Source organism: Bradyrhizobium iriomotense, from assembly GCF_018130765.1.
Classification (GTDB): Bacteria; Pseudomonadota; Alphaproteobacteria; order Rhizobiales; family Xanthobacteraceae; genus Bradyrhizobium; species Bradyrhizobium iriomotense_A.
The window spans coordinates 26,544-38,334 of record NZ_JAFCJZ010000004.1; the positions used below are offsets into that span (position 1 = coordinate 26,544).

An 11,791-nucleotide genomic window follows, 5' to 3' on the forward strand; every position below is an offset into this window, starting at 1 on the left:
GCTCGAATCGTCGCGGCGTGCGCTCGATGGCGCTCCCGGCGGCGTCTGCGACCCTAGATCATCCGCATCCCGCGCAGGCTCGCATGCCCGTTCCTGCCGACGATGATATGATCATGCACCGCAATCCCCAGCGGCTTGGCGATGTCGATGATCGCCTTCGTCATCTGGATATCGGCCTGGGAAGGCGAGGGATCGCCGGAGGGGTGGTTGTGCAACAATCTGCGGAGAGCACATAGAGGCTTAATGTTATTCGCTGTTTAAATTTGAACGGGGGGACGGTGATCGGGAGCGGTAAGTGGTGTCGGTTCGTGATCATCATGCTGTGTCAATCCCCTTCCCGTTGGGTGCTTTTGCGGCACGATGAATCATCAGGTTCCGTTTGCCGTCTGTGGGACTGTTCCTCTGCGCTAAGCGCGCCGTTAGTCCGCCCTTGGCGGGCCATGCTGAGCGGACGCGACTTGCTTCGTCTCCTGTGGTCCCGGCGCGGAAGCCTGATCGAGCGCAGACAGTCGATTCAAGGCCTCGCGTAACACGGTGGCCGCATGATCTCGATCACCGGCGGACATCGCATCGAGATTGAGGTCGAGTCTCAGGTTGGGCCGTTCCTCGTGAATGAACAGGTGGTCGGCGCCGAGGCTCTCATAGGCGTCGACGACCTGATAGGTCGCGACGGGATACGCGATGCCCTTGACAGAGATGTGCCCACGCTCCTCACAGTGGATGCGGTCGCGAACATTCGCGTAGGTTTCAAAGGATATGAGGATCTCGCCCGGCGTGGCGGCAGCTTCAAGCCGGGAGGCAAGGTTCACGCCGCCGCCGATGATGGTGTAGTCCATCCGATCCTCGCTGCCGAAGTTTCCGACGGTGCTGTACCCCGTGTTGATTCCGATCCGGCACTGGAGCGGCTTTTCGATTCCCGACGTCCGCCACACGTCCTGCAGCTCGAGCATCCTCTTGCGCATGGCGATGGCCATCTCGACGCAGGCGAGGGCGTCCTCCTTGACGCCGCGTGTCTCCGGATCGCCGAAGAAAATGACGATGGCGTCGCCGACGTATTTGTCGATGGTCGCTCCATAGGAGAGCGCGATCTGCGACATCTCGGTCAGATAGTGGTTCAGCAGCCGCGTCAGATCCTCCGACTCCAGCCGATCCGTCGTCTCGGTGAAGCCCGCGATGTCCGAAAAGAAGACGGTCAGCTCTTTCCGGCGACTCGCGATTTTGACTTCCTGTTTTCCGCTGAAGATAGACTCGTATACCTGGGGCGAAAGGTATTTTGCGAGCTGGTGCGAGAGCTGCTCCAAAGCCCTCGATTTGTCCGCCAGCTGAGTCTCCCGCTGTTTCAATTCTGTGACGTCCGAGTATACGGCCACCGTGCTACCGTCGTCGGTCTTGCGCTCGCTGACCAGGATCCAGCGGCCGTCGCCTCGCTCCTGGACCTGCGGGCCACTTGGTTCCTGATGACGCGCCATGCGTTCGCGAACCCACTCATCGACCCGGCCCTCGGCGTCCTTGATGTAACCGCGCTCAGCGGCGCGTCGAACGATGCTTTCGAACGTCATCCCGGGCGATATCTCGACGGATCCGTCGCCCGGATAGAGGAGCGTTCGATACTTGTTGTTGCTAATGACAAGGCGATCCTCGCCATCGTAGAGCGAGAAGGCCTCGGAGATGCTCTCGATCGCGACTGACAACCGCCGGCGTCCTTCCCGAATCTCCCTTAAGTTCGATCGCTGCACCTCGATAGCGGTGTCCCGGAAGACGCCGAGCGCGTCTGCCATTCGGCCGATCTCGTCGCTGCGGTCGCGACCCGGCACATCGATCGACGTGTCGCCCGCGGCGAGGCCGCTCATCGCCACCGTAATGCTCTCAATAGGTCTTACGACCCGGGGCACCACATACAGCACCGCGATCACGGCTGCCCCCACCACGCTCAGAGCAGTGATGAGGAGGAGCAGGAGCCGGCCATCGCGGATGGCCTGGGCGGTGCGGACCGCCGCGGCATCACTGCTGTTCTGGGCAGCCAGGACGACTTCCGCCACCTCCTTGCCGAGACGCAGGACAAGCGAGTTGCTGGTCTGTAAGGACGCCTGAGCTACCGCGATCTGGCGCAGCTCCTCGCGTCGCAAATTGAACATGTTTTCTGCGGACGTGCCGAACGCGATCAGCCTTTGCGTGAGGCCCTTGAGCGCATCGTTGTCGGCCGCGGCGGGAAGCTGTGCGAGCAGCTTCTCCGCGCGGCTCGCTGCCGCGATGAAGCGCTCCTGGAGCGGCTTGAGTGAACTGGGATCGGGGACGCCGGCGGCTTCATTGAGCAGGCCCGCCGCCAGGTTGCCCTGGGCGCGCAGCGTCAGCAGCACCTGCAAGGTGTTCACCCCACCTTCGACCAAGCCGGTGATCGCCTTCGTGCTCTTGGCCGTCACGTCCTCGCTGGTCGTGACGAGGTCGAAGCCGGCGTCGTCCACCATCGGCGTAAGCGTCTCGAACAGCGTGCGGTGCGCCACCTCCACCGCCGCCGTCATGCCCTCGCGCTTGACCTGGAGCGAGTGCCGCGTCTCGGCGGGGGCGCGGAGCTCCTGCGACCGGACTTCGAAAACGTTGTCCGTGCCGCGGCCAAGCGCAATCAGCGCCTTGCTCGACTCGCGCAGCCGCCTGTTTTCGGGCGACTGAGGCAACGCCTCGAGGCTCTTCTCGATCGCGGCCGCTGCCGCCGAGAACCGCTCGCGGATGGGCCGAATCAAGGTCGGATCGTCGACGTGCGCCCCTTCTCCCAGCAGGCTCGCCGCCAGATTGCCATCGGCGCGCAGCGTCAGCAGCGCCTGCAAGGCATTCACCCCACCCTCGATCAGGCCTGTGATCGCCTCCTTGCTCTTGGCCGTCAACTCCTCGCTCGTGGCCACCAGGTTGAAGCTGGCGTCGTCCACCAAAGGCTCCAAAGCGTTCTGGAACTTGGTCTCCACGACGGCAAGATCCGCGACCGCGGTCTGCCTTTGCGCGCTCAATCGCAGGCGCTGCGCGACAGCACCATCCAGCGTTTTGAGCTCGGTTGCGATCTTGCCTTCGATCTCGATCAGATTGGCGAATCTTGCTTCGGTCATGCCCGTGACCTTCAGACTCTCGGTCACGGCGGAGATTTCATTCAGCCTCCGAACGAGCTTCTCCCGTTCCTTGGCCCGCTCCTCTTCGCTGCGGCTCGCAATGAGCGCTGGAGCCGTCGCCGTGATCTCAGCGCTCTTTTCGGCGAGCCGAAGCGAGGCCGCCATGCCGACGATGCTCTCCGCGGCGATCCGCGTCACCGATCTGTCGATGTCGGTGAAGGCGTACCACGCGACCGCGCTGGCGCCGACGGTCAACATCGCCATCCCGCCGAACGCCAGGAACAGTTTGGCCTTGATACCTAGGGCCGCCTTGCCGCTATGCTTGCCACCCGCGCCGGCTGACTTCGAAGCGTGCACTTCGACGGAGGCCGGTCCAGGATACTCTCGATTCGCTTGATCCATGACGGCATGCCACCGACTGGAGCGGGTCCACGTTGCCCGGCGATGATGCGCCTGCGCCTGCCCGTCGTTTCAACGTTCCAGGCGGTCAACCGGCTTGAAGCTGCCGTCCGCCCGGATCACAGTGAGGAAGACCTGGTCCATTCCCTGATTGTCGTCTGGGCCGTAGGACAGCGTGATGCCGCCCAGATCGAACGTGCTGACCTCTTTGATCGTCGAAAGCAGCCCCGCCCGCGTAACCGGACCTTTCACCTTTCCCAAGGCTTCGATGACCAATCGGCCGACCATGTATCCCTCGAGCGAGACGAAGCCGATCTGCGCGTCCGGATTCGCGACCTTGAGCGCCTTTTGGTACCGGGCCACGAGCGGGATGCTCGTGTCCCCGGGGAATGGTACGACCTGAGTCACCACCACTCCCTTCCCGTCCTCGCCGAGTTCCTTGGCGAGGGCGTTGGCGCCGACGAATGAGATGTTGACGAAGACAGCGTCCAGCTTGAGCCGGCGTGCGAGCTTGATGAACTCCGCGCACGGTTTGTAGGGACCGACCATGACGACGGCCTCGGGACCCGCCTTGCGAATCGCCAGCAACGCCGTCTTCACCGCGGTCGTGTTGCGCTCGAAAGTGCCTTCGGCGACCAGCTTCATGCCACGCTTTTCCATCGCCTTCAAAACACCCGAGAGCCCGGCGCGACCGAAGGTGTCGTCCTGATACAGGATGGCGATCCGCGAGACGCCGAGGTCAGTGGTGAGATGCTCGATCCAGGCCTCCGTCTCCTGGTCATACGAGCCGCGAATGTTGATCACGTTACTGAACGACGGGTTACGCAAGAAGGCAGCGCCTGTGAACGGCCCGATAAACGGCACCCCTGCTTCCGTGGTGATCGGCTGCGCCGCGTTGGAAGTGGGCGTGCCCACCTCGCCGACGAGCGCGAACACCCCGTTTTCATGGATCAGGCGCTTGGTGTTGGCAATCGCCTTTTCCGGCTCGTACCCGTCGTCGTAGGAGACCAGCTCAAGCCTGCGACCGTTAACGCCGCCGGTGGCATTGGCTTCGCTGAAGGACGCGAGAATACCTTCCCGCATGCCGAGACCTAACGCCGCCGCGGGCCCCTCGAAGGCCGCGGATTGTCCGAACAAGATCCGGTCGTCGAAGACGCCTGGCTCGGCGTGAGCCGCGATGTCCATGAGCGAGATCGCGCCGTACCCCAGAACCGCAGCAACCGCAATCCCTCTGGGCCAGCAGATCATGCCGCACTCCTTTGGTGAGGGCGCGATCCAAACCGAGGCGGCTATCGGAAACTAGCTCCCGGGCCGCCCGTTGGCGCACCCAAGTCTTGGAACTTTAACACATGGCGCGGCCGGACAACAACCGAAACCGCGGGTCAAATCGAAGCCCTGTCCATCGTCCAACGGCGCTCCCGCAGGTGCAACCACGCTCACAAGCGGTCACCTGACGGTCGTCGAGGTCGGCTGCGGATTCTCGAACAAGTTCTGACACGCTTGGTGCCACTACCCATCGCGGGCAGCCCGGAAGCGGGGACGTCGCTCGCTTAGATCAACCGCATCCCGCGCAAACTCGCGTGGCCGTTCTTGCCGACGATGATATGATCATGCACCGCAATCCCCAGCGGCTTGGCGATGTCGATGATCGCTTTCGTCATCTGGATGTCGGCCTGCGAGGGCGAGGGATCGCCGCTAGGGTGGTTGTGCATGAAACTGCGGGTTCGTGTATCACGTTGAACAGCAAACGATTTTCGCGAATGCAACTGTAGCAGGGGACGCGGATAGGGGACTGTAAGCAGTGACGTTTTGTGATCATCACGTTGCCTCACGCATACTCTCGCAACAAGCTTTTTGATCACGCGCGATCACCAGCGCACGGGGGCGGATCGAGAGTCGGCATTTTGTGCACCAGGATCAGCGCGGTTGCGGAGAGCGCCAGGCTATGCTTGGACGCGACTTTTCCTGGCAGGGGGCCGCTAGTTGCTCGTCAGTAGCGCAAACCGCCTTCGGTCGATCCGCTCGCGCGCCAATTGTCCCGCTGCTGTGCAAAGATCGGGCGCATAAAGCTGGCAGGTTCCTCGCTTTTCGATTCCCTTGTCGATCATATCCAAAAGTCGCGCAGGTGCGATGTCGGGAGGCGCGGCAATGCGACCGGTGACGACGTGCTTTTCCATTTTCTCGTGATCAGCGTGATCGATATCTGGGTTTCGCCAGCAATTTGCACACATGATCTTAAAGCTCTCCGAGTGCGAATAGATGACGACGTCCCCATCCAACTCTTCGCTCATGTCGGCCAATTGCCGTGCTGTTGCCTGCGTGCCCGCGAAATCGAAGAACTGGTAGTTCCGACGCAGAAGCGTGGCCAAATGGGGGAAGACCGGTATCTGCTGCTCACCGTAAGTGTGATGCGTAATCGGGGCACCATCGATGAGGATGACATCGCCATAGTCGACGCCGAGATTGCCGTACAATACGCTGCGGATAATGCCATGGCACGGACTTAACCGTTCGATCCATACCGTTTCCTCTTCACCTGGGTCATCATGGTCTGCCGTACGCTCTGCAAGAGGCCGTCCAGCGAGTTTCACCTTGCAGGCAGAATATCCGCCTTCCGGCAATCCAAACCGTCCAAGCTCGATTTTCTGCCCCATGCGCTTCCACACGTCCAAGGCAGTCTCGACGTTCCTGGCGCCCGTGGCGCAGATCCCAAGGTTCCATTCGTAGCTGTCGACAACCTCTTGCGACAGGCTTGCAGCAGTCCTGTTCGCTGCGGTGCCTTCTGCGAATCTGCCGCGTGTCTTGTAGAAAAGGCCCAAATTGTATTGGTGCGCGCTCTTTCGCGGATCGATTTCGACAAGTTTCCGCAGGCTGTTCTCGGCGATTGCATCCTTCTGGCGCGCCATCATTCGGGCCGCCGTGGCGAGCCCGCGCAGTATCTGCTCCTGTTCAGGCCGCCGCTCATAGAGCTTGGCTAAACGGTCCAGCTTCTCGACCGTCGTCTGAAATATTGGGTGTTCCGGCGGTGGCGCGTTCAGATCGTCAATGTCGCGGATGGCTTCGAGGCATAGGCCAAGTGCCGAGAGGATACCTATGTCGTCATCGTGGGCATCTGCTATCTCTGAAAGAACGTCTGCGGCCTCTTCCCTTGCGAGGCTTCGTTCGTCGACAATCCATAATAACGCCATCGCGGCCTCAGGCTGGTGGCGCTGGACTTTTCGAAGTGGTTGGATCTTTTGCGAGGCGGCCTGCTTGCGGCCCGCCTGTCCTTCTGCAACGGAGTCACGTGCGATCGCGTCGATATCATCGACAGAGAGAACCGCGCTGGGACCATTTGACATGACCGTCTCCGTGAAGGCGCCTCGGTGTAGCAGGGATCGGCGGTGGCAGTGTGACGCGTCTCGACGTAGCGAGATTACATCAATTTCAAGCCCTTTAAACTCGCATGCCCGTTCTTGCCGACGATGATGTGGTCGTGCACGGAAATGCCGAGCGGGGTGGCGATGTTGACAATCGCCTTGGTCATCTGGATGTCGGCCTGCGACGGCGTGGGATCGCCGCTCGGGTGATTGTGCACCAGGATCAGCGCGGTCGCCGACAATTCCAGCGCGCGCTTGATCACCTCGCGCGGATAGACCGGGGTGTGGTCGACGGTGCCGGTCTGCTGCACCTCGTCGGCGATCAGCTGGTTGCGCTTGTCGAGGAAGAGCAGGCGGAATTGCTCCTTGTCTGAAAACGCCATGCTGGTGCGGCAATAATCGATCACCTCGTTCCATGACGACAGCGCGTTGCGGCTGTTGACCTCGCCCTTGGCGACGCGATGCGCGGCCGCCGCGATCAGCTTGAGCTGGTTGATGGCGGACTCGCCAACGCCGTCGATCTCGCGCAGGCGTGCCACCGGGGCATGTACGACCTCGGCGAACGAGCCGAAGGTTTTGATCAGCGCCTTCGCCAGCGGCTTGGTGTCGCGCCGCGGCAGTGCCGGAAACAGCGCCATTTCCAGCAGCTCGTAGTCGCTGAGCGCATCCGCACCGGCGCTGTAGAAGCGCTCACGCAGCCGCTCGCGATGGCCGAGATAGTGCGGCGCGTCCTCCGGCTTGCTCTTGTCGTGGTCTGGCTTGGCGGGCATCGGCCGCCAGCATTGCCTCGTCGCGGGCGTTTTTCAACCGGCAATTGCAGGGAGCCTCCCCTTATGGCTTCCGCACGGGTGCGGTCACCGCCACGACGCCGATGACGATGAGCGCCATGCCGGCCGCCATCGACCATGTGAAGCTCTCGCCAAGGAGCGCGGTCCCGAGCGCCACGGCGAAGCCCGCGCGCAAATAGCTTCCGCTCGTCGTGCCGAGCGGGCCGAGCGTGCGGATCAGGCGGAAATAGATCACCATGGCGAGCGCGGTGCAGACGATGGCGAGGCCGAGCACCGCCGCGATCGCCTGCGTCGTCGGCGCCAGCGCCCAGGGCCGCTCGAGCACGGCGGCTGCGGGCAGCATCAGGGCCGCGGCGCAGCTCATCGCGCCGGCGGCCGTGACGATCGCCGGAAGTTTCGAAAACCGCTGTCCCCAGATCGGTGCGAGCGCGTAGCAGAGACTGGCGCCGAGCACGGCAGCCTGCGCCAGCGGCGCCGCCGTGCCGATCCCGGACAACGCATCGACGCCGATGGTCACAGCGACGCCTACAAGACCGAGCGCGACGCCGGCGATCTTGCGGCCGCTGATCGACTGCCGGCCTCGCCCGGTCGTCAGCGCGATCACAAGGACGAACATCGGCGGCGTTGCGTTGAGCACGCCGGCAAGCCCGCTCGCGATATGCATCTCGCCCCAGCTGATCAGGGTGAAGGGCAGCGCGCTTTGCAGCAGGCCCTGCACCAGGAAGGCGGCCCAGACCGATTGCTCGCGGGGGAGGGAGTGGCCCTGCGCGATCGCGATCACGAGCAGGACGATTGCGGCGATCGTCACCCGCACGGCGACCATCGTGAACGGCGGAATTGTCGGGACCGCGACCTTGATCAGCGTGAACGAACTGCCCCAGATCAGCGCGAGCAGCAGCAGGAGTCCGATTTCGAGGGGGAGGGTGGTTTGCTCGGACGTTGCCGGTGGCGCCTGCGTGCTCATGCGAATTTGCTCCTGGATCGATCGGCACCATGATCCGGAGCTTTCGTGCGGGCTGGCTGAATTCGGACCTCATCGCCCGATGATGTCCGATTTCAGCTACTCGGTAGGCTGCATCGAAACTATGATTTGGCCATGGCTAGGATTTCGGCCGAGCGGCAGACGCTGCCGCCGCATCTCGATTGGGACACCTGCGACCGGGCGCGCCTCGCGCGTGCCGGCGCGTTCGACGGCCTGTTCTTCTCCGGCGTGCGCTCGACGCGCATCTACTGCCGGCCGGTCTGTCCGGTTCGCCCGGCGCGCTCCGAGAACGTGACCTTCTATCCGACCGCCGCCGCCGCCGAGCGGGCCGGCTTTCGCCCGTGCCTGCGTTGCCGGCCGGAAACCGCGCCGGGGTCGCCCGCCTGGATGGGAACGGCCACCACCGTCGCGCGCGGCATGCGCATGATCAACGATGGTTTTCTGGACCGGGCTTCCGCGGCGGAGCTTGCGGACGCCCTCGGCGTCGGGCCGCGCCATCTGCTGCGCCTGTTCATGCGCCATGCCGGCGCGAGCCCGAGCGAGATTGCCGCGACGCGGCGCGTGCAGGAAGCCAAGCGCCTCATCGACCAGACTGAGATGACGCTGGCGGAAATTGCTTTCGCCGCCGGGTTCGGCAGCGTGCGCAGATTCAATGATGCCTTTGCGGCGACCTACAAAAGGGCGCCGTCGTCATTCCGTCGGCGACGATAGGACGCGACGAAGTCACCCGATCTGCTTCTCGCCGTGTCGTTCGGACAGCGTGAAGATCTCGACACCGGTCGCCGTCACGCCAACGGAGTGCTCGAACTGCGCCGACAGCGAGCGGTCGCGGGTCACCGCGGTCCAGCCGTCGGAGAGGATCTTTACATGCGGCTTGCCGAGATTGATCATCGGCTCGATGGTGAAGAACATGCCGGGCTTGAGCTGCACGCCCTCGCCGGGCCGGCCGATATGGATGATGTTCGGCTCGTCGTGGAACATGCGCCCGAGGCCATGGCCGCAGAAATCGCGCACCACGCTCATGCCCTGCGGCTCGACGAAGCTCTGGATGGCGTGGCCGATGTCGCCGGTGGTGGCGCCGGGCTTCACCGCGGCGATGCCGCGCATCATCGCCTCATACGTTACCTCGATCAGCCGCTCGGCCTTGCGGGCGATCGGGCCGACCGCATACATCCGGCTGGAATCGCCATACCAGCCGTCGACGATGAAGGTGACGTCGATGTTGACGATGTCGCCTTCCTTCAGCGGACGGTCGCCGGGCATGCCGTGGCAGACCACGTGGTTGAGCGAGGTGCAGGTCGAGTAGCGGTAGCCGCGGTACATCAGCGTCGCCGGATAGGCGCCGTGGCTGAAGGCGAAGTCGCGGACGAATTCGTCGATCTTGGAGGTCGGCACGCCCGGCCCGACAATGTCGGTGAGCTCGTCGAGGCACTTCGCCACCAGCGCGCCCGCCTTGCGCATGCCGGCAAAGGCGGCGGGCCCATGCAGCTTGATCTGTCCGGTCTTGCGCAGGGAGGTATCGGTGGCTTCGACGTAGCTCATGCTTGTGCGGTCTTCCGGGCTGGTCTCGATGTCGGTGGAAAGGCTTGATTTCAGGCCCTAATTTAATGATTGCCCGCCTTCGTGCAAGCCAAGGCAGAGCGTTTTCGAGCGAAGTGGCTACCGGTTCGCGTGAAGAAAACGCGTCAAAACAAGAATCTTACCGGTCCTTGCGCCCGAAAGCGGGCCTAATTCGGGACTTCTACGGTGGTTTCGACCGGCAGGGCGCCGCCGCGGACGCGGATTTCGCGGACGGGGTAGGGAACCCGGATGCCCTCGCGCTTGAAGGCGTCCCACAGCGCCAGCATCACGTCGCTCTTGACGTTGTCCATGCCGTCGGGGTCCGCGATCCAGAAGGTCAGCGAGAACTTCATACCGGCTTCCGCGAACTCGGTCAAAATGCTGTTCGGCGCCTTGCCCTTGGTGGCGCGCGGATGGGCGGCGGCGGTCTCGGCGGCGAGCTTGGTGACCAGGCGGGGGTCGGCGTCGTAATTGGTGCCGAAGGCGATCTTCACCAGCGTGTTCTTGTCTGTATAGGTCCAGTTGACGACCTTCTGCGTCACCAAATCCTCGTTCGGCACCAGGAATTCGCGGCCATCGCCGGCGGCGACGGAAATATAGCGCGTCTTCATCGCGCTGATCCGCCCGGTATTGTCGCCGATGGTGACGAGGTCGCCGGGCTTCACCGATTTGTCGGCCAGCAGGATGATGCCCGAGATGAAATTGGCCACGATCTTCTGCAGGCCGATACCGATGCCGACGCCGACCGCGCCGGAGAACACCGCGAGCGCGGAGAGATCGATCCCGACCGCGCCAAGCGCGATGACGATCGCCACCGCAAGCAGGCCGATGCGGATGATCTTGACCAGCAGCACCTGCACCGACGGCGTCAGGTCGGTGGTCGAGTTGATCCGGCTCTCGGCGAAATTGCTGGCGATGTTGGTGGCCCACAGCGCGATCAGCAGCAGCGCGCCGGCCTTGATCACCAGCAGCGGCGTCAGCCTGAGGCCGCCGAGCACGATCGCGAAGGAATCGAGCAGCTCGACGGTGGTGTCGAGCTGGCCGATGATGGACAGCGCCGCGACGAACCAGGCCGTGATCGACACCAGCTTGACGATGAAGGCGTTGCGCAGCACCGAGGTCACCAGCCGGATCACGAGCCAGGCCAGCCCCATCTTGGCGGCGACCATCAGCAGATAGGAGCGGCTCGGCCAGGTCGCGTGGTACATCACCACGCGCGAGATGATCACGAGCAGGGTGAACACCGCCGTCGAGGCGCTCGACATCATCACCCGCGAGAAGTGCCGGAGCGGCAGCGGCCAGCCCATGGCCAGCGATGTCATGTCGACGCGGTTGCGAATGCCAGCTTCCGCGGCATAGGCGATGCCGGCTGCCGCGAGAATGAGACCAAATTGCAGGTAGAACCAGGGTGAGGAAATCTCCGCCCCGACGCTGCGTGCGGTCGTCTGCACGAACTCCATGAAGTCTTTGAGGTCCATGTCCATCGGTCTCGTCGGCAAGCAGGGGAGCAATTGATTCGAGGGCGCCGCAGAATCCCACAAAGGGCGCGGCCCGGCCATCGATACACCGTGAAGTGAAGCGCGTTAAGGCCGCAAAATACGGGCAGAT

At 63.3% G+C, this 11,791-nt stretch carries 8 protein-coding genes and 2 pseudogenes; 1 reads left to right on the forward strand and 9 read right to left on the reverse strand.

Annotated elements, in window-relative coordinates; all coding sequences use genetic code 11:
* Positions 1-53: 53 nt before the first annotated feature.
* The 7 genes and pseudogenes from JQ635_RS08815 to JQ635_RS08845 form a co-directional block, all read right to left on the reverse strand.
* A pseudogene (locus JQ635_RS08815) lies at positions 54-218 on the reverse strand (JAB domain-containing protein); the annotation flags it as partial.
* Positions 219-419: 201 nt separating this feature from the next.
* On the reverse strand, positions 420-3,497 hold the full coding sequence (locus JQ635_RS08820; RefSeq protein ID WP_246583398.1) for an adenylate/guanylate cyclase domain-containing protein: 3,078 nt from the start codon (positions 3,495-3,497) through the stop codon (positions 420-422).
* Positions 3,498-3,566: 69 nt separating this feature from the next.
* Complete coding sequence (locus JQ635_RS08825) at positions 3,567-4,742, reverse strand: ABC transporter substrate-binding protein (RefSeq protein ID WP_211409481.1); 1,176 nt, start codon at positions 4,740-4,742, stop codon at positions 3,567-3,569.
* Between the two features lie 302 nt (positions 4,743-5,044).
* Positions 5,045-5,290 (reverse strand): annotated as a pseudogene (locus JQ635_RS08830) (JAB domain-containing protein); the annotation flags it as partial.
* A gap of 183 nt (positions 5,291-5,473) precedes the next feature.
* Positions 5,474-6,835, reverse strand: a complete 1,362-nt coding sequence (locus tag JQ635_RS08835; protein WP_211409483.1) for a prenyltransferase — start codon at positions 6,833-6,835, stop codon at positions 5,474-5,476.
* 74 nt (positions 6,836-6,909) lie between these two features.
* Positions 6,910-7,623: a RadC family protein gene (gene radC, locus JQ635_RS08840; RefSeq protein WP_211409484.1), complete on the reverse strand. Its 714-nt coding sequence runs from the start codon at positions 7,621-7,623 to the stop codon at positions 6,910-6,912.
* A gap of 61 nt (positions 7,624-7,684) precedes the next feature.
* Positions 7,685-8,605 (reverse strand): DMT family transporter, encoded by a 921-nt coding sequence (locus JQ635_RS08845; protein ID WP_211409485.1) that lies wholly within the window; start codon positions 8,603-8,605, stop codon positions 7,685-7,687.
* Positions 8,606-8,737: 132 nt separating this feature from the next.
* Between JQ635_RS08845 and JQ635_RS08850 the strand changes: the two genes are divergently transcribed.
* Positions 8,738-9,334: a bifunctional transcriptional activator/DNA repair enzyme AdaA gene (locus JQ635_RS08850; RefSeq protein WP_211409486.1), complete on the forward strand. Its 597-nt coding sequence runs from the start codon at positions 8,738-8,740 to the stop codon at positions 9,332-9,334.
* Between the two features lie 12 nt (positions 9,335-9,346).
* On the opposite strand, the gene map is transcribed toward JQ635_RS08850, so the two are convergent.
* Both map and JQ635_RS08860 read right to left on the reverse strand, forming a co-directional pair.
* Complete coding sequence (map, locus tag JQ635_RS08855) at positions 9,347-10,165, reverse strand: type I methionyl aminopeptidase (protein WP_080140654.1); 819 nt, start codon at positions 10,163-10,165, stop codon at positions 9,347-9,349.
* 185 nt (positions 10,166-10,350) lie between these two features.
* Positions 10,351-11,667 carry a mechanosensitive ion channel family protein gene (locus JQ635_RS08860; RefSeq protein WP_211409487.1) on the reverse strand — a complete coding sequence of 439 codons (1,317 nt, stop codon included), beginning with the start codon at positions 11,665-11,667 and terminating at the stop codon, positions 10,351-10,353.
* Positions 11,668-11,791: the final 124 nt, after the last annotated feature.